This window comes from Bradyrhizobium sp. USDA 4473 (assembly GCF_054063335.1).
Window position 1 is genome coordinate 2,453,765 of the sequence record NZ_JBSSGE010000001.1, and the last position, 19,050, is coordinate 2,472,814.

Sequence of the window (19,050 nt, forward strand, 5' to 3'; positions counted from 1 at the left end):
ATGGTTCCTAGAGCGAATGGCTCCCCGCCTGTTTCTATCCTCCGGCGACCTCGTTGCCGACCGCCGCTACGAGTTTGCGCGCGACCTGCAATTGAAGGGCGATCTGCCGGCGGCCGCCGAGCTGCTCGAGCAGGCGATCGAGCTGGTGCCGAAATTCCCGTCCGCCTGGTACAGGCTCGGCAAGATCCGCCTCGAGCTCGGTCAGCGCGAGGCCGCGATCGCAGCCTTCCGTTCCGCACGCGACGCCGATCCCGAAGACCGTCATGGCTCCGGCCTGCATCTGATGCAGCTCGGCGTCGAGGCGGTCAGCGCGATGCCGCCGGGCTATGTGCAGACGCTGTTCGATCAATATGCACCGCGCTTCGAGGCCGCGCTGGTCGGCGATCTCGGCTATCGCGGCCCGGCGCTGCTGTTCAAGGCGGTGCTGTCGGTGCGCGCGGGCGCCAAGAAGCCGGCCTTCTTCAAGCGCGCGATCGATCTCGGTTGCGGCACCGGACTGGCGGCAGATGCGTTCGCGCGGCATGTCGACCGCTTCATTGGCATCGACCTGTCGCCGCGTATGATCGACAAGGCACGCGCCACCGGCCTCTATGCCGAGCTCGAGGTCGACGACATGCTGCAGGGCATCTCGACCAAACCCGACGCCAGCGCCGAATTGGTCCTCGCCGCGGATGCGATGGTCTACGTCGCCGATCTTGCGCCTGTGCTTGCGGAGGCCGCGCGCGTACTGGTGCCAGGCGGCGTGCTCGCCTTCACCACGGAAACCCATGACGGCGAGGGCGTCATCTTAGGCCAAGGGCTGCGCTACGCGCACAGCGCGGCCTATGTACGCGCGATCGTTGCGGCCGCCGGGCTGACGCTGGCCCTGCTCGACGATCTCTCGGCGCGCAACGAGGACAACATCCCGGCACCAGGCCTCGTCGCCGTCGCCGTCAAGCCGTGATGCTTTCACCCTCTGTGGGAGGGCCTATGTGAACTGGAACATGCTCGCGTCCAGCTGTCCCGGTGCGATGCCAATCAGCCAGACGGCGCTTCCTGCCGAGTCTGTGATGATGGTCGTGTTGATCCCGGCGACGTAGGTTTCGGCGGCCTGAACGTCCGCGAATGAATGCAGCGATGTGCCGGCGAAATTGATCAGGTCGTTGACACCGCCAGTGTTGAAGTCCTGGATCACCATCACTTCGGAATTGGTGTCGTTGATGGTGAAGACATCCGAACCACCGCCGCCCCAGGCGTAGTCGACTCCGCCCCCACCGCTGATGATGTCGGCGCCGGAGCCCATCAGGAAGACATCGACGGCGCTGCCGCCCGTGACTGTGTCGCCGCCGTCGGAGCCGTAGACGTAGTTCTGGCCCGAGCCGCCGTAGATGACGTTGCCGTCGGCCTCACCCGACGAGATAAATATATTGAGACCGGAGCCGCCGTACATCGTGTCGACGCCGGTGCCGCCGTAGAAATAGTTCGTTCCGGCTCCGCCGTAGAGCACGTCGGCGCCGGCTTCACCGTACATGACGTTGATGTCGGAAGAGGCCAGTCCGCCCGCGCCATCCAGCGTGTCGTCGCCTGTTCCGCCAAACAGATAGTTCGACCCGGCGTCGCCGTGCAAAGCATCGTTTCCATCAGCGCCGATCAGGATGTCGTTGCCGTAGCCACCGAACATCGCGTCGTTGCCGCCAAGCCCGTAGAGATAGTCGTTGCCCCAGTAGCCGTAGAGCGTGTTCGGGCCGGCCTCGCCGATCAGAGTATCGTTCCCCAGGCTGCCGATCGCGACCTGGATGTTGTAGACGCCATCGTGGCCAACCTGCGGCCCAATGGCGTAATGCGCGCCGAGGTCGAGGGTGACCCCGCCGCCGACGCCTGAATAGCTGATGGTGTTGATGCCGGTGCCGCCGTCGAACGTATCGTTGCTGCCATCGTCGAGACCGGCGGACAGATAATCGTTGCCGTCGCCGCCGTTCAGCGTGTCTGCTCCGCCATTGCCGTAGATGATGTCGTCGCCGGCTCCGCCGTCCATGACCTGCGACGCGGAATTGCCTGGTATGATGTCATTCGATGCTGTGCCGGAAACCGATGCGGACGTCCCTCCGTTGGCGACGAATTGATGGACGCTGGTGCCCGACGCCGCGAACAATGAAAGGAACGGGCCGCCGGCCCTGTAGCTTTCACCCACATGGGTGCCGTCGACGAGATATGTGTCGCGGAAGTAGTCGAAGTCGCCCATGCCATAATTGATGAACTCCTCCTGGATGAACGCGACATCCGCGAGCGCGACATAGAAGAGCATCTCATCGGTGCCGGAAACACCCGCGACAAAGTTCGATCCATAGCCAAAGTTGAACGCGACGGTGTCGTTGCCTGCTCCAGTGTTGATAAAGTCCGAACCCCCGCCGCCGTCGATGAAGTCGTTGCCATCGAGCCCATTGATCGTATCCTGTGCGCTGGTGCCGAGGAGGGTGTCGTTTCCGCTGGTGCCCTGGATGGTTGCCATTGTTCGCTCCGAGCTTCGGCATGAATGCCAATATGACTGCGTTACAAAATATTGAAGTTGCAGCCTCGTCTCTGCTTGCGATCGTATCGTTGCCAGTGTCGCCAATCAGTAAAATCAATGTGGTAGCGAAGCTCTCGTCATACAGAAGGATCGTTGCCGTCCCGCGGCAAATGACGGGCCGCAGTCTCTCAACCTCTCGTAGTATCCTATCGCGTGTCGAGCGCGACGGACAAGTAGGCGATTTCAGCTTGGGTTGTCCTTCGAGGGACATCACACACCTCTCACACCGGAGAAGCGGATGAGGAGTTTGTCCTGCGGGCAGTGACCCCTGGTCCGGTTCGCATCTTTCGATGCGAGCCACCCTGTCCGCAACGGGAGAAGGCAAGAGAACTGTGTTCGCCCTCCAACTTGAGTCTACACGCTACGCATTTGCCGTGACGCGGCATTGCGCCACACGGCGGTGACTTCGCGCTTGCCCGGCGCAAAGCGGAATGCGAGAGCTTTTCGCCTCAGGGAGAGAAACAATGAAAAAGCATACGCGGCGCGAATTCGGCGCCACCGCATTGTCTGTCATCGCAGCGTCCGTGCTGCCGGCGCCGTTCGTCCGGGCCGCCGACAAGAAGTATGATCCCGGCGCGAGCGACACCGAGATCAAGCTCGGCCAGACCGTGCCGCATTCCGGCCCGGGCTCGCTTTATGGCGTGCTCGGCCGCGTCGGCGAAGCTTATTTTCAGATGCTGAACGACAAGGGCGGCATCAACGGCCGCAAGGTGAAATTCCTCACCATGGACGACGCCTACAGCGCGCCGAAATGCGTCGAGGCGACGCGTCGGCTGGTCGAGCAGGAGGAGGTGCTGGCGCTCTACGGCTCGCTCGGCACCGCGCCGCAGACCGCCGTCCACAAGTACCTCAACTCGAAGGGCGTGCCGCAACTGCTGCTGAACACCGGCGCCTCGAAATGGAACGATCCGAAGAACTTCAAATGGACCATGGCGGGGCTGCCGCTCTATCCGACTGAAGCGCGCATCCTCGCCAAGCACGTCGTCAGCGTGAAGCCGGACGCCAGGATCGGCATCCTCTACCAGAACGATGATTTCGGCCGCGACTTCCTGGGGCCGTTCAAGAAGGTGCTGGCCGATGCCGGCGGCAAGGCACAGGTGATCATGGAGCAGACCTACGATCTCACCGATCCGACGGTCGATTCCCAGCTCATCAATCTGTCGAAGTCGGGCGCCGACGTGTTCTACAACATCACGACCGGCAAGGCGACGTCGCAGTCGATCCGCAAGGTGGCGGAGCTCGGCTGGAAGCCGCTGCAGCTGTTGTCGGCGGGCTCGACCGGCCGCTCGATCCTGAGCGCTGCGGGGCTCGAGAACGCCAAGGACATCGTCGCGATCCGCTACAACAAGGAAGTCGGCGTGCCGCGCTACGAGAAGGACCCGGACGTGGTCGCGTTCGAGGAGCTGCGCAAGAAGTACTTGCCGAACATCGACCCCGACAACACCATCGCCTTCGCCGGCTACGGCCAGGCGGCGACGATGGGCGAAATCCTGCGCCGCTGCGGCGACGATCTGACGCGCGCCAACGTGCTGAAGCACGCCACCACGCTGGCCGGTTTCCACTCGCCCTATTTCCTCGACGGCATCAATTACAGCTATACGCCCGACGACTACACGCCGATGAAGACGTTGTACGTCTCGATCTTCAACGGCAAGGATTGGGACCTCTCCGGCGAGCCGATGACGGAGTAGGGGTAGGTACACGCTCTATCCCCGTCATTGCGAGCGGAGCGAAGCAATCCATCGGTCCCCCCGGGGAGAGATGGATTGCTTCGTCGCTTCGCTCCTCGCAATGACGGCGGCGAGGAGTAGGGAGATGCTCCTGCCACCTGCCGCCATCTCGGCCGACCCTCGACGAAACCGCTTGAACCGCCTACCTGTTGGGCGTGTCGACGCTTGATCTCTTTTCCGTCCTGCCGTCGGAAACGGCCGACCTCTTGCCGCGCCGGTTTCGCGACTGGTTCGCCTCACGCGGCTGGTCGCCGCGCGAGCACCAGCTCGCGCTGCTGGCGAAAGCGCGTGAGCAGCGTTCCGCGCTGCTGATCGCGCCCACGGGCGCAGGCAAGACGCTGGCGGGGTTCCTGCCGACGCTGGTGGAGTTGAGCGGGGAAGGCGGAGAGAGAGACGGAAAGTTTTTGCCGGATACTCGATCGCCACCTCCCCCCTTGCCGGGGAGGTCGACGCCCGTCGACGCGCAATCGCGCGTCATAGGGCGGCGGGAGAGGGGTACGCCGCTTGCTCCGAACGATACGGCCTACCCCTCTCCCCAACCCTCCCTCGCAAGGGGGGAGGGAGCCCCGCCAGCGAGCGCTGCGGAGCCAAGAAAGACGCTCATCTCCACCGGCCGCGGTCTCCGCCGCTCCAGCGGGCTGCACACGCTTTACATCTCGCCGTTGAAGGCGCTCGCGGTCGACATCGCGCGCAACCTCGAGATGCCGGTTGCGGAGATGAGCTTGCCGATCAAAATCGAGACTCGCACCGGCGACACGCCGGTGTCGCGGCGGCAGCGGCAACGGCGCTATCCGCCGGATATCCTGCTCACCACGCCGGAGCAACTGGCGCTGCTGCTCGCCTCCGACGACGCGCCGTTCCTGTTCTCGTCGCTGAAGCGCATCGTGCTCGACGAGCTGCATGCGCTCGTCACCTCCAAGCGCGGTGATCTGCTCTCGCTCGGTCTCGCGCGGCTCTGGACCATCGCGCCGCAGGCCCGTGCCATCGGCCTCTCGGCGACGGTGGCCGAACCCGAGCAGCTCGCGCGCTTCCTGGTGCCGCAGCCGGGCGGCGAGAACGCATCCGCCGACGTCGTCACCGCCGGCGGCGCCGCGCCGCCGGTGGTCGAGATGCTCGACACGCGGGAGCGGCTGCCGTGGTCCGGCCACGGCGCGCGCCACGCGCTGCCCGAGGTCTATGAGCTGATCAAGCGCAACAAGACCACACTGGTGTTCGTCAACACCCGTAGCCAGGCCGAGATGCTGTTCCAGGATCTCTGGCGCATGAACGACGACGGGCTCGCGATCGCGCTGCATCACGGCTCGCTCGACGTCGCGCAGCGCCGCAGGGTCGAGGATGCGATGGCCGCGGGAAAACTGCGCGGCGTGGTCTGCACCTCCTCGCTCGACCTCGGCGTCGATTGGGGCGATGTCGACCTCGTCATCAATATCGGCGCGCCCAAGGGATCGTCGCGGCTGATGCAGCGGATCGGCCGCGCCAACCACCGCTTCGACGAGGCCTCGCGCGCCGTGCTGGTGCCGGCCAACCGCTTCGAGGTGCTGGAATGCGCCGTCGCGATCGATGCCATCGCCGAGAATGCGCAGGACACGCCGCCGCTGCGCACCGGCGCGCTCGACGTGCTGGCCCAGCACGTGCTCGGTTGCGCCTGCGGCAAGCCGTTCCTGTCGGACGAACTCTATGATGAGGTGAGGACCGCGGCGCCTTACGCAGCGCTGTCGCGCACTGATTTCGACGATGTGGTCGACTTCGTCGCGACCGGCGGCTACGCGCTGAAGACCTATGAGCGTTTTGCGCGGATCAAGCAGGACAAGCAGGGCCGCTGGCGCGTCACCAATCCGAAGGTGCGGCAGAGCTACCGCCTCAACGTCGGCACCATCGTCGAGGACACCATGCTGAAGGTGCGGCTGGTGCGCTCGCGCGCCGGCGGTTCCGGATCGACCGGGGCGATCGCCCGCGGCGGCCGGATGCTCGGCGAGATCGAGGAGGCCTTCATCGAGGGCCTGGTGCCCGGCGACACCTTCGTGTTCGGCGGCGAGGTGGTGCGCTACGAGGCCCTGGTCGAGGACCAGGTCTATGTCTCCCGCGCCAATGATAAGGATGCAAAGGTGCCGTCCTACATGGGCGGCAAGTTCCCGCTGTCGACCTACCTCGCCGAACGCGTCCGCAAGCTGCTCGACAACAGCCGGGCCTGGAAGGCGCTGCCGGATCAGGTGCACGACTGGCTGTCATTGCAACGAAAATTCTCGCGGGTGCCTGCGGTGCATGAGCTGCTGGTCGAAACCTTTCCGCGTGGCGGCAGCCACTATCTGGTCTGTTATCCCTTCGAGGGACGGCTGGCGCACCAGACGCTCGGCATGCTCTTGACGCGCCGGCTGGAGCGCGCCCGCGCCCGTCCGCTCGGCTTCGTCGCCAATGAATACGCGCTCGCGGTCTGGGGCGTCGGCGATCTCTCCTTCATGATCCGGCACGGCAAGCTCGATCTCAACGCGCTGTTCGATCCCGACATGCTCGGCGACGATCTCGAGGCATGGCTTGCGGAATCCGCGCTGATGAAGCGCACCTTCCGCAACTGCGCGATCATCTCGGGCCTGATCGCACGCCGCTTCACCGACGAGGAGAAGTCGCGCCGCCAGGTGCTGTTCTCGACCGATTTGATCTACGACGTGCTGCGCAAGCACCAGGCGGACCACGTGCTGCTGCGCGCCGCGCGCGGCGATGCCGCCACGGGATTGCTCGATCTCCGCCGCCTCGGCGACATGCTGTCGCGCATCCATGGCCGAATCACCCACAAGGATCTCGACCACGTTTCTCCGCTTGCCGTCCCCGCGCTGCTGGAAATCGGCCGCGAGTCAGTTTATGGCGAAGCATCCGACGAGCTTCTGGCCGAGGCGGCCGAGGAACTCGTGCGGGAGGCGACATCCTGACGCTGGCATTCTGGGGAGCGGGACGTGATGGCAAGCGCGCTGGCTTTGCGAGACGGTGACGACATGCGCGTTGCGAGGGTCACGGTGGCGGATGTCGGCTTCGTGGCGGATTGCTCCGGCGCGCTGTTCTGGGAAGAGCAGCGCCTGCTCGTGGTGTCCGACCTGCATCTGGAAAAAGGCTCGAGCTTCGCGGCCCGCGGCGTGCTGCTGCCGCCTTACGACACGGTGGCGACACTGAGCCGGCTCGCCGCCGTGATCGCGCGGCACGACCCGCGCCAGGTGATTGCGCTCGGCGACAGCTTTCATGATCGCGATGCGCATGCGCGCCTGTCGGAGCCGGATCGCGAAGCGCTCGCGGCACTCCAGATGCGGCGAAACTGGATCTGGATCGCGGGCAATCACGATCCGGCGCTGCCGTCCAGTCTCGGCGGCATGGTTGCGACCGAAGTTGCGATTGGCCCGATTGTGTTCCGTCATGAGCCGACCGGCGCGTCCGGCGAGATTGCCGGTCACCTGCACCCCAAGGCGCGGGTGCCGACCCGCGGTCGCTCGATCGAGCGGCGCTGTTTTGCCAGTGACGGCGAGCGCGCGGTGATGCCGGCGTTTGGCGCCTACACCGGCGGCCTCAGTGTCCGCGACGCGGCATTCGCGCGGATCTTCGGATCGTCGGGCTTCATGGCCCATGTGCTCGGCGACAACCGCGTGCATGCGTTCGTGGCGTCGCGGTGTTATTGAGCTCACTTCGTCATTCGGGGGCGCGCGAAGCACGAGCCCGGAATCCATTTATCCGGGTGATGCGGCATGATGGATTCCGGGCTCTCGCTTCGCGAGCCCCGGAATGACGGTGAGTAAATCCTACGCCGCCTTCGCCTGCACCGTCTCGCAATATTCCGCGAGCCGATCCGCCAGCCGCAAGGTCGCGGGGCGGGCTTCGGGGGCAGCGACGAGGGCGACTTCGGTCCGCTCGATCGGGGCAAAGCCGTCCTTCGCCGTCAAGACGCGGTGCTCGGCCTGGATCGACATCTCCGACAGAATGCTGAGCCCGAGGCCCGCGGCGACCGCGGCCTGGATGCCGGCGAGGCTGGAGGAGGTGTAGGCCATGTGCCAGTTGCGGCCTGCGCTCTCCAATGCATGGATGGCGTGGGCGCGATAGAGGCAGCCCGAGCCGAAGCCGATCAGCGGCACCGAGCCGATCGTCGTGTCGCGCGGGTGGCTCTTGCTCGTCACCCAATGCACGCGTTCCGGCCACACCGCGATGCCGCCTCTCTCGCTGGCCGCACGCTTGATCAGCGCGAGGTCGAGGTCGCCGCGCTCGAGATCGCGGTACAAATACAGGCTCTGGCCGGAGCGCACGTCGAGGCGCAAATTCGGATGGCTGCGCGAGAAGGTCGCGAGCAACCTGGTCAACCGGTATGCGGCAAAATCCTCGGTGATGCCGATCCGGATCGCGCCTTCGCTGCCGGGGCGCGACACCACATCCCGCGCCTCCTCGGCGAGCGCCAGCAGCCGCCGCGCATAGGTCAGCAGCTGATCGCCGGCCTCCGTCGGGGTGACATCCTTGCCGCTGCGGATCAACAGCGGCTGGCCGACATCCTCCTCCAGGCGCTTGATCTGCTGGCTGACCGTCGATTGCGTGCGGTGGACGCGCTCGCCGGCGCGGGTGAAGCCGCCGGCATCGACCACCGAGACGAAACTGCGCAACAGCTCCAGGTCGAGCATCGCAGCCTCTCCATTCATAAATCCACTGGATGCCAGTCTATCATTTAATTTCCAAATATCAAGGCGGCGGCCTAGATCATGGGCGAAGGAGAAATTCCATGTCCGCCGCATCCTCGATTGCCGCCCCACGCGCCCGCTTTAACACCCTGCCGCTCTTGATCGCGCTGTTCTGCCTGCTCTGGAGCTACGCGTTCGTCGCCGGCAAGATCGGCGTCACCGATTGTCCGCCGCTGATCCTGCTGGCGGCGCGGTTCTCGCTCGCCGGCGTCCTGATCCTCGCGATCTCCTGGCTGCGCAGCGACAAATGGGATCTCAGCTGGCGCGACGCGGCGGTGTTCGCCGTGATCGGCGTCGCCAACAACGCACTCTATCTCGGCCTCGGCTACACCGGCCTCAAGACCGTCTCCGCCGGGCTCGGCGCGCTGATCGTCTCGGCTAACCCGGTGTTCACCGCGATGCTGGCGGCGCTGTTGCTCGGCGAGAGCATGACCTTGCGCAAGGTGGTTGGTCTCGTGCTCGGCATCGTTGGCGTTGCCTTCATCGTCTGGCATCGGATCAAGGTCGGCAGCGACAGCCCGCACGGCATCCTGTTCACGCTGGCTTCGCTCGCCTCGATCGTCGCCGGTACCATCCTGTTCAAGCTGCTGGCGCCGAAGGGCAGCCTGTGGATCGGCAATGGCATCCAGAACATCGCCGGCGGCCTCGCGGTGATGCCGTTCGCCTTCACGTTGTCCAGCGTCAGCGACATCGTACCGAGCATGCGCCTTGCCGGCGCCTTCGCCTTCCTCGTGCTCGGCGGCTCGATCCTCGCTTATCTGCTCTGGTTTCATCTTCTGAAAGTGTGTGGCGCGACCGCCGCCAGCGCCTATCACTTCCTGATGCCGCCGCTCGGCATGCTGTTCGCCTATCTCGTGCTCGGCGAGCATGTCGAATTGCGCGACCTGCTCGGGATCGTTCCGGTCGCGCTCGGCATCTATCTGGTGACCCGCCCCGCGGCCGCCGCAGCGCCCAAGTTCGCCTGACCCGCGCGTGCGACGGCCAACAGGTCCCCGGTTTCATCATAGGAACCTTGGCGGTATCCGGCTCGTTGTCGCGACGGCCGGAACCGGGCATGACGCAGCACAGAAAGACCTCGCGAAGGCAGAATGGCAAATCCGCCGACAAGGCGGCGCAGCGCCAGCCGTTCAGCGTCCGCAACATCCTGAAGACGCTCGGCCCCGGCCTGATCACGGGGGCCTCCGACGACGATCCCTCGGGGATCGGCACCTACAGCCAGGCCGGCGCGCAACTCGGCTACGGCATCGGCTGGACCATGCTGCTGACCTTCCCGCTGATGACCGCGATCCAGGAGATTTCCGCGCGGGTCGGCCGCGTCACCGGCCATGGCATCGCCGGCAACGTCTGCAGGCACTATCCCGGCTGGCTCCTTGCTCTGGTGGTGTTGCTGCTGTTCATCGCCAACACCATCAACATCGCCGCCGATCTGTCGGCGATGGCGGACGCGACCAGGCTGCTGATCGGCGGTCCGGCTATCGTCTATGTCGTGCTGTTCGGCGTGACCTCGGTGGCAGCACAGATCTTCATGAATTACCGACGCTACGTCGCGGTGCTGAAATGGCTGACGCTCAGCCTGTTCGCCTATGTTGCGGCGCTCGCCTTTGCCAAGGTGTCGTGGACAGAGGTGCTGGCCGGTGTACTGCTGCCGCGCGTCACCTGGAGCGCGGACTATTTCACGACCATCGTCGCGATCCTCGGCACCACGATTTCGCCCTATCTGTTTTTCTGGCAGGCCTCGCAGGAGGCCGAAGAGCAGCGGGTCGATCCCAACAAGCATCCGCTGATCAGGCGGCACTACGGCGCACAGCGCGAATTCTCGCGCATCCGCGCCGACACCATCACCGGCATGGCCTTCTCCAACCTGATCGCGCTGTCGATCATCGTCACTGCCGCGGCCACGCTGCATGCGACCGGCAAGACCGACATCCAGACCTCGGCGCAAGCCGCCGAGGCGTTGCGCCCGATCGCCGGACCGTTTGCCGAAGTGATCTTCGCGCTCGGCATCGTCGGCACCGGCCTGCTGGCGATCCCGGTGCTTGCCGGCGCGACGGCCTATGCGGTCAGCGAGGGACGTCGATGGCCGGTCGGACTGGCGCGCAAGCCGAAGGAGGCGATCGCGTTCTATTCGGTGCTGGCGCTGTCGGGCGGCATCGGCATCGCGCTCAATTTCACGCCAATCGATCCGATCTCGGCACTGTACTGGAGCGCGGTCGTCAACGGCGTGCTTGCGGTGCCGGTGATGGTGCTGCTGATGTTCATGGCCCGCCACAAGGAGGTGATGGGCCGCTTCGTGATCGGCGCGTGGCTCTACTGGCTCGGCTGGCTCTCGACCGGCGCGATGGGGCTCAGCGTGATCGCAATGGGGATCGGATTCCTTCTCTAATCTTGCCTCTGGTCTGTAGGTTGTGGAGCGAAGCGATTACCCATCAATTCTGCGGCAGCACGCTATGCCGGTCCACCCAACCTGCGCGTCTAATCTTTCCTGAACACGATCGAGGCCATCCAGCCGGTCATCAGCGCCATGAACGCGGTGACGAGGCCGTAAAACAGACCGTTCTGCCGCGCGGTGGTGGCGACGAACTGTTCGAAGCCGATCTTGACGATCTCGAACGCGCTCTCGGTCTTGGTCACCAGCGCGCCGTCGGAGAACAGCTTGATCTCGACATTGTAGGTGCCGATCGGCACCTCGGCCGGCAGCGGAATGCCGGTGCGGAACAAGGTCGGCGTCAGGAACGTCACCGCCGAGGTCGCCTCGCGATACAGGCCGTGCTCGGAGCGCAGCCGGACGAAGGCGCTGCGGAACGGATCGTTCGGCACCACGTCGGCAAAGTCGGGCCCGACCCGCTGCATCAGCAGCACGTTGTTGAGCCCGAGCTGCTGCCGCCGCTGCACATCCGGCGAGGCGATCTGGTCGAACGGGCGATTGGAGAACAGCGCGAGATAGCCGGGGACTTGCAGGAACTGGCGCGAGTCGGTGTTGATCCAGATCCCGAATCTACGCTCCTTGCGCCGCGTCACCATGTCGGCGCGCGGGCCGGACACCGTGACCACGAGATCGTAGTTCGTGCGATTGGACGGCGTCTTGTCGTCCTTCTCCACCGAGCCGAACAGCACGAGCTCGCCGCCGGAATAATTCGGCGTCACCGTGACGCGGTGGTTGGAGACCGACACGATCAGCCGCTCGGCATGAGCGGGCGCCGCCGCCAGGGTGGCGACGATGAGGCCGATGGTCGCAAGCGGCGCGTAGAGCCTCATGGCGGGGCTCCGCCGGTTTCGCGGATGCTGTAGGGGTCCTGCGGCCGGATCACCAGCTCGACGGCAAAGCGGATGCCGACCGCGAGCACCAGGAGGCCGAGCAGCAGGCGCAGGTGCTCGCCGCGGATCTTCTGGCCGGCGCGGGCGCCGAACTGCGCGCCGGTGACGCCGCCGATCATCAGGATCAGCGCCAGCACGGCGTCGACCAGATGGTTGGTCACCGCGTGCAGCAGGGTGGCGAACACCATGGTGACGAGGGTCAGCACCATCGAGGTGCCGATCACCGTCGAGGTCGGCACCCGCAGCACATAGATCATCAGCGGCACCAGGATGAAGCCGCCGCCGATGCCCATGACCGCGCCGATGAAGCCGATCACGAGCCCGACCACGACCACCGGGATGACCGAGAGATAGATCTTGGAGCGCTTGAAGCGCAGCTTCAGCGGCAGGCCGTGGATCCAGCCGTGGCTGCCGGGCTTGCGCAGCGCGACCGGGCGGCCGCCGCGGGCACGCAGCATCGCGCGCAGGCCTTCCCAGAACATCAGCCCGCCGACCGTCGTCAGCAGGATGACGTAGGACAGCGCGATCATCAGGTCGAGCTGGCCGAGCGAGCGCAGGAAGGTGAAGGTCCAGACCCCGAGTGCGGTGCCGATCGTGCCGCCGACCAGCAGCACGGCGGCCAGCAGCGGGTCGATCGCCCGCCGGCGCCAATAGGAGATCGCGCCGGAGAACGAGGAGGCCGCGATATGGCTGGCGACGGAAGCCACCGCGACCGCGGGCGCGATGCCGACGAAGATCAAAAGCGGCGTCATCAGGAAGCCGCCGCCGATCCCGAACATGCCGGAGACGAATCCGACCGCCGCGCCCATCGCCAGGATGAGGAAGACATTGACCGGGATGTCGGCGATCGGGAGGTAGAGCTGCACGCGCGTCGCTTCTTGTCGGTTCGCCGCATGCTGGGGGCGCAAGGCCGCATCACGGCGTGATGTCGTTCGGGTCGGGCATTCTCCGGCTGAACGAATCCGGTCGGCGCGCAAGACGCAGGCGAACGCGGGTCGATTGCCGCAGTCCTGCATAACCGATATCGGCGGAGGGAGGGACTAAAGATTCCGTCTCGGACGGCATTTTTCGCCGCACCTGCTCGTTGGGCTGCGCACGTGGTTGATAATTCAGATTAATGACGTGGCGTTGGCTCAGGGCCGGTCGACCGGCTTGGTGATCAAGTTGAGCGCGAGCGCTTCCTTCGGGCTCAGCCAGCGGATATCCGAGGTCTGCGACATCGCCTCGACGATCCCGGAGGCGACGCCCATCTTGGTCATGTAGCCCAGCACCATGCCCTGGATGCGCTGCGCCTCGGCGAGCGGATCGCTGACCGGTGCGCTGGTCGTGAAGCGATGCACGCCGAGCCGCGAGCCTGCAATGCCATAGCGGGTCACACCGCCGGCATAAACCAGGACGCAGGCGCTGGCGCAGGCGGCGGGCCGGAGTCTGCCCGTGGCATCGGCAGTCGCCACCGCAGTGACAAGCCCGTGCGAGCGGATCACCTCGCCCATGATTGCGGCCTGGTTCAGCGCACCGCCCGGCGACGACAGCAGCACCGCGTCACCCGGCGCGAGCCGCGCCTCGTTGAGCCGGTCGCGGAGCCAGCTCGCGCTGGCCGAGCCGATCTTGCCGCTGATCGCCAGCGCCCGCCGGCCACGGCCCGCCCCGTCAATGTCGGCGTCGGGGATGACAGCTGACGTCATGCTCGCTGCGATATAGGTCTCGCGCCAGAAGTCCCAGGCGCCCGGACGCGACAGGTCGCGATAGGCCTGGATCGCGACGCTCGACAGCAGCAGCATGAAGATGATGATGGACGGAAACGAGAACCGGAAGTTGCCGCGCGGCGCTGCCGTGCTCCCTTGCGGAGACCGAGACGGCGAGGACGGCGGATCCTTCGGGCGCGCGGCAAACGGGGACGGGGTCTGGCGCGGCGGCGCGACGCGGGGACCGGTCGGCGACGAACGGTGCCCCGTTCCATCCTCCTGACGATCGTCGACAGACAAGCCTGACCCTCCGGAACGCGTGCGCAATCGGCGCGCGACTGCGCGCCTGTCTACACGGCGGAAGGGCGGACGGACAAGGCAGCGGCGCCGTCAAGGCATTGCGACTCTTGTCGTCCTAGAGCCTTTCCCGTTCGATAGATCGGAACGGGGCTCAAGACTCTTGTATTGACGCGTTTTCTTCACGCGAACCGGTATCCACTTCGCTCGAAAACACTCGGCATGATCCGGAAAAGTGCGAAGCGGTTATCCGAAAAGATCATGCTCAAACAAAGGGCTAGAGCGCGATGACGATTCAGCTAAATCTCATCGCGCTTTAGTGCGCGGGAGCGGCGAGTGCCGCGGTTCGCTTCGACGGTTGCCTGACGGGCTTTGCCGCCGCGGGCTGCGCGGGGGCGCCGTCCCAGCCGCCGGCCGGGGCCGGCACGTTGACCGCATCGCTCGGCTGCGGCTCGGGGGTGAAGGTCTGGATCGCAAGCTTCGCGGCGGCCAGCGACTGCGGGTCGAGCCGCTTGGCGATATCGTCGCGCTTGTGGCCGGCGTCGGCATCGCCCTGCGCGGCGGCGAGGCTGAACCATTTGAAGGACTCGGCGAGGTTCTGTTCGACGCCGATGCCGCGCGCATAGAGGATGCCGAGATTGACTTGGCTGTCGGCGACGCCGCGATCGGCCGCCTTGCGGAACCATTGCGCGGCGCTCTTGTAGTCGGCGCCCTTGCCGCCGCCATCGGCGTCGAGCACGGCGAGGTTATGCATCGCCTTGGCGTTGCCGCGCTCGGCCGCCTGCACGTAGTAGCGCCGCGCCACGTCGAAGTCGCGCTTCACGCTGAGGCCCTTCTCGTAGAAGGTGCCGAGCCGGAACATCGCCGGCACCACGCCGGCCTGCGCCGCGCGGCCATACCATTTGGCGGCCTCGTCGACATTCGCGGCCACGCCCTTGCCCTCGGCAAAGCGGACGCCGACCTCATAAGCCGCGGCGGCATCGCCCTTGATCGCGGCGCTGCGCAGCGCCGGACCGCCGATCGCGTCGGGCAGCTTCTCGCCGGCCGGAATCTGGACCAAGGCAAGCTTGCCGCCGAGCGGCGGCGCGGTCGGAATCGAGCCGGTGATGTCGCTACTGGCGGCGACCGGTGGCGCCGCGGCCGGCTCCGGTGCCGCGGAAGGTGCGAGCGCCTGAGGGATCGTCACCTGCGCGCTGTCGAGCGTGTTCGGCGCCGCCGTGTTGTTGGACTGGCGGCCAAGCGGGGTCGGCGAGGTCATCGACGGTCCGGGCGTGCCGGACGGCATAGCCGGTGCGGGGGCGGGTGCGATCGAGTTCTCGGCAGGCGGCTGCGCGGAGGGCGCGGCCGGCTCGCTGTGCTCGATCGCCGGCACCTGCGGCGCCGAACTGGTGTCGAGCAGGTTCATCGCCATCTTGACGGTCGAGAGCAGGATCACCACCACGCTCGCGCCGACCAGCAGCGAGCGGATCTTGGAGGTGATGCTCGAAGGCTGTGCTTCCGGCGCGCCAGTCGCCGAAGCGCCGGTCGCGGGGGCGCTGGCCTTGGCGGCAGCAGCCTTCGCAGCCTTGTCGGCCTTATCCTTGGCCTTGGCGGCGGCCTTGTTCGCTGCGCGCGCCGCCTTCTCGTTGACGGGTTGCGCGGCGGCGGCCTGCGCGGCGCGGCGCGCGGCGGCGATGAAGCTCGAAGTCGAGACCGGCTCTTTCTTGCCGGCGGGGAGATCAGAGATCGCGCGCTCGGAATCCGCGATCCGCTCCGACGGCGATGACATGCGGCCCGAGGGGCGCGTGCCTGGCTCGAGCGGATGATCCGGCGGCAGTTCCGGCGCGATCGCGGTGCGTGCGGACGCCGCATGCGGTTCGAGGATCTCGCTGATCGCGCGCGGCGGCAGCGGCGGGGGGGCGGTCTCGACCGGCTGCGCGGCATGGAATTCGCGCGGCGCGGACATGAAATGCTCCTGCGCCAGCGCAGGATTGGGCAGTTCGGGCCGGTACGATTCAGGCTGGTGGGATTCGGGTCTGGGCTGCGCGGTCGGCTGCGGCATCGCCGCGCGCGGCGCTTCGATCCGCGGTTCTGCATAGGCAGGCGCGGGGGGAGCCGGCGGCGGCGCGGTGCGCACCGTGCGCAGGTCATTCTCGATCATCGCCAGCCGATCGACGACATGGCCGAGCGTGCTGTGCACAGTCTCCAGCGAATCCTGGGTGCGGCGATCGGTCTCCGACTGGCTGAAGCGGATGTCGGACAGTTCGCGCTTCACCAGATCGACGATGCCGCTGTCCATCATCGGCTGCGGCGAGGAGGCGTTGATGTTGCCGCGGGCGGCGTCGGCGAGCGAGGCGATGTGGGCGTGCTGCGCCTCGAGGTGCCGCATGATGTCATGCAGCCCTTCCTCGACCCGGCCGAGATTGCCGGAGCGCTGGTCGGCGGACTCCAGACGCTCGAGCAGATACGAGACGCGCTGCTCGAGATGGGTGAACGCCGATGAGCTGTCGTTGCCGACCTGCAAGCGGTCGATCCGCTCCGACAGGGTGCGCATCGCGCTTTCGATCGCGTCGGTATTGTCGGCGCCGGCCGGCCGCTCGCGGCCTTCGAGCGAGGAGGCCAGCGCGGCAATGCGCTGCTCGATCGCGGCGAAAGCATCGCCGTGAGTTTCGGCGCGCGACATCTGCGACAGCTGGTCGACCTTCGCCGACAGCGCATGCACGTCCCCGGAAAGCTGCAACAGCGCGTCGTTGGAGGCGACGTTGGAGACGATGGCGCGGAGTGCCGCGATCGCGCTCTCGAGCTGACGCACCATCGACGGATCGTCGTTGGCGCGCAGGATCATGTCGAGCTTGGCACCGAGATTGCGGATCGCCTCGTCGTAGCCGGTGAGCTGCTCGGCGGGCGTCAGCGTGCGCAGCGCCTCGCGGATTTCCGACAATGCGCGTTCGACGCCGGCGATCGCCTGGCCCTGGCCGTTGCTGCCCTCCCGGCGGATCTCGTCGATCCGGTGATGCAGCGAGCGGACTTCGTTCTCGATCGATTCGATCGCCCGGCGCGGCATCGCCTCGGTGATGGCCTGGCGGATTTCCGCAAGCTCGCCACGGAAGGCCGCGATCGATTGCTCGATATGGTCGGGTCGCTGCAACGCCTCAATCTGGCTCGTGATCTTGAGCAAATAACGCTCGAGCGAAGAGAAGTCGGGGCCGGCCGACGCAGGCGGCGGCGCGTAGGCGGCCATCGGCGGCGCGCTGGGCGGCGGCATCTGCCGCGGGGCCGGGCCATCGAGCTCGTTCTGGCGTGCGGCGATTTCCGCGATCGCGGAATCGAACGACGCCGGGCTCAGCGGCGGCGAAGGGCGATAGACCTGCGCGGCAGCGCGCTCCACCGCCTCGGTCTGGCGCTGCCATTCCTGCTGCTGGCGATCCGGCATCTGCGGCTCCCGCTGCATCTGCGCTTCACGCACCGGCTGGGGCTGCTGTTCGCGCGGCGGCTGCGGCCGCGAGATTTGCGACAGCCGCGCATCGAGGCGCGAAATCGCATCGTTCAACTGTCGTGCGACGGCGGGCTGGCCCCGCGGCACTTCGGCGCGCACGGTTTCGGCGCGCGTCAGCGGCTTTGCGATCTGTTCGATCTGGCGGGTGATTGCGTCGAGCCGCTGGTGGATATCGGCGACTTCGCGGCTTTCCCGGCTCGGCATCGGTTGCCGTTGCTCGGAGGCGGTGCGCCAATCCGGCGGGCTCGGTTCGCCGACGGTGGAATTGAGCCAGTCGTTGAGCGGCATGCCGGCACGGCGCGCAGCCGCCTCGGCCCTTTCGCGGACGGAGGGATCGATGCCGTCAACACTCCACGATACGCGCGAATTCATGATTCCGTCCGGTCCCGACTCCGGCGCCATACTCTGCGCCCGCAGCCTCCCCGCGCATTCCCGTTAAGAGACAATCGAATTCTGCGCTGGTCGTCTGCTTCAGCTGCTGACTTTTTCCCGTCACGGTAAATAACGGGTTAAGGAATGCAGCCGACGGGCCTTAAAGTTAGGGAATTGCGGAACCTGTTGCGCCGGATCAGGACAGGCCTTTCGTTTCCGGGCAAGCGGATTCCGCGGGGTGCGCCGGCGCGCGCAAAAGCCAAACTTGCGATTGTTTCTAGCCGTTGCTTTCGCGCTTGCCGTCGTCGAGCGGCAGCACATTGTTGCTGCGGCCGGACATCGCCGACAGCGCGTCGAGCGCCTCTTCGCACCATTCCACCACCATGCGCTCATGGCGCATCCCAAGGCGCAGGCTGAGCATCTTGCCGACATCGGCCGGCGGCGCGGTGCCATCGGGGAAGCGCTTGTTGAGCAGGCGCTCATAGCGCTCATAGCGGTCGCGGTGATGTTCCAGCCGCGCCATCAGGTCGGTGCGCAGCGGCTCGATGTCGACGCAGTCGAGCGCATAGAGCCGAACCAGCAAATCGTCCTTGATCGAGGGCGGAACGCTCGGCCGCGCCGCCCAGTGCTTCAGCGCCGCGCGGCCCTCGGCCGTCAGCGTGTAGACCAGCTTGTTGGGCTTGCCGGATTGCACCACCTCGCGGCCCTGGACATGGCCCTTGTCGCGCAGCCGCGAGAGCTCCCGGTAGATCTGCTGATGGTCGGCCTTCCAGAAGAAGCCAATCGAGGCGTCGAACGTCTTGGCGAGCTCATAGCCCGTCATCGGACGTTCCGTCAGGCAGGCGAGGATTGCGTCACCGAGTGCCAACGCCCACCTCCATCTCAGTTCCCGAATCGGCCATTCCCGAGTTCGCTTGACTTTATGCGT

General features: G+C 66.2%; 13 protein-coding genes. 6 read left to right on the plus strand and 7 right to left on the minus strand.

Annotated elements, in window-relative coordinates; genetic code table 11:
• The first annotated feature begins 16 nt into the window (after positions 1–16).
• Complete coding sequence (locus ACVW17_RS11465; protein WP_456751986.1) at positions 17–943, plus strand: methyltransferase domain-containing protein; 927 nt, start codon at positions 17–19, stop codon at positions 941–943.
• Between the two features lie 24 nt (positions 944–967).
• Here ACVW17_RS11465 and ACVW17_RS11470 read toward each other — a convergent pair whose 3' ends face one another.
• The gene (locus tag ACVW17_RS11470; RefSeq protein WP_456751987.1) at positions 968–2,593 is read right to left on the minus strand and encodes a calcium-binding protein; all 1,626 of its coding nucleotides are present in this window, start codon (positions 2,591–2,593) and stop codon (positions 968–970) included.
• Positions 2,594–3,012: 419 nt separating this feature from the next.
• On the opposite strand from ACVW17_RS11470, the gene ACVW17_RS11475 reads away from it, so the two are divergent.
• The 3 genes from ACVW17_RS11475 to pdeM all read left to right on the plus strand — a co-directional run bounded on the left by ACVW17_RS11475 (position 3,013) and on the right by pdeM (position 7,937).
• A complete protein-coding gene (locus ACVW17_RS11475; protein ID WP_456751988.1) occupies positions 3,013–4,239 on the plus strand; it encodes an ABC transporter substrate-binding protein in 1,227 nt (408 codons plus the stop codon).
• Positions 4,240–4,433: 194 nt separating this feature from the next.
• A complete protein-coding gene (locus ACVW17_RS11480) occupies positions 4,434–7,202 on the plus strand; it encodes a ligase-associated DNA damage response DEXH box helicase (protein ID WP_456751989.1) in 2,769 nt (922 codons plus the stop codon).
• A 63-nt stretch (positions 7,203–7,265) separates the two neighbouring features.
• Positions 7,266–7,937, plus strand: coding sequence for a ligase-associated DNA damage response endonuclease PdeM (gene pdeM, locus ACVW17_RS11485; protein ID WP_456751990.1), 672 nt, complete (start codon positions 7,266–7,268; stop codon positions 7,935–7,937).
• 120 nt (positions 7,938–8,057) lie between these two features.
• Here pdeM and ACVW17_RS11490 read toward each other — a convergent pair whose 3' ends face one another.
• Positions 8,058–8,921 carry a LysR family transcriptional regulator gene (locus tag ACVW17_RS11490; protein WP_456751991.1) on the minus strand — a complete coding sequence of 288 codons (864 nt, stop codon included), beginning with the start codon at positions 8,919–8,921 and terminating at the stop codon, positions 8,058–8,060.
• A 98-nt stretch (positions 8,922–9,019) separates the two neighbouring features.
• Between ACVW17_RS11490 and ACVW17_RS11495 the strand changes: the two genes are divergently transcribed.
• Entirely contained in the window at positions 9,020–9,943 is a 924-nt protein-coding gene (locus ACVW17_RS11495; RefSeq protein WP_456751992.1) for a DMT family transporter, read from the plus strand.
• Positions 9,944–10,032: 89 nt separating this feature from the next.
• Positions 10,033–11,361, plus strand: a complete 1,329-nt coding sequence (locus ACVW17_RS11500) for an NRAMP family divalent metal transporter (RefSeq protein ID WP_456751993.1) — start codon at positions 10,033–10,035, stop codon at positions 11,359–11,361.
• 89 nt (positions 11,362–11,450) lie between these two features.
• Here ACVW17_RS11500 and ACVW17_RS11505 read toward each other — a convergent pair whose 3' ends face one another.
• The 5 genes from ACVW17_RS11505 to ACVW17_RS11525 all read right to left on the minus strand — a co-directional run bounded on the left by ACVW17_RS11505 (position 11,451) and on the right by ACVW17_RS11525 (position 18,990).
• Positions 11,451–12,233 carry a TIGR02186 family protein gene (locus tag ACVW17_RS11505; protein ID WP_456751994.1) on the minus strand — a complete coding sequence of 261 codons (783 nt, stop codon included), beginning with the start codon at positions 12,231–12,233 and terminating at the stop codon, positions 11,451–11,453.
• Positions 12,230–13,159, minus strand: a complete 930-nt coding sequence (locus ACVW17_RS11510) for a sulfite exporter TauE/SafE family protein (RefSeq protein WP_456751995.1) — start codon at positions 13,157–13,159, stop codon at positions 12,230–12,232. Before ACVW17_RS11510 ends, ACVW17_RS11505 begins: the two co-directional genes overlap by 4 nt.
• 267 nt (positions 13,160–13,426) lie before the next feature.
• Entirely contained in the window at positions 13,427–14,278 is an 852-nt protein-coding gene (locus tag ACVW17_RS11515; RefSeq protein WP_456751996.1) for a hypothetical protein, read from the minus strand.
• A 313-nt stretch (positions 14,279–14,591) separates the two neighbouring features.
• The gene (locus ACVW17_RS11520) at positions 14,592–18,122 is read right to left on the minus strand and encodes a hypothetical protein (RefSeq protein ID WP_456751997.1); all 3,531 of its coding nucleotides are present in this window, start codon (positions 18,120–18,122) and stop codon (positions 14,592–14,594) included.
• Between the two features lie 277 nt (positions 18,123–18,399).
• Positions 18,400–18,990 carry a PadR family transcriptional regulator gene (locus tag ACVW17_RS11525; RefSeq protein WP_456751998.1) on the minus strand — a complete coding sequence of 197 codons (591 nt, stop codon included), beginning with the start codon at positions 18,988–18,990 and terminating at the stop codon, positions 18,400–18,402.
• Positions 18,991–19,050 lie beyond the last annotated feature (60 nt).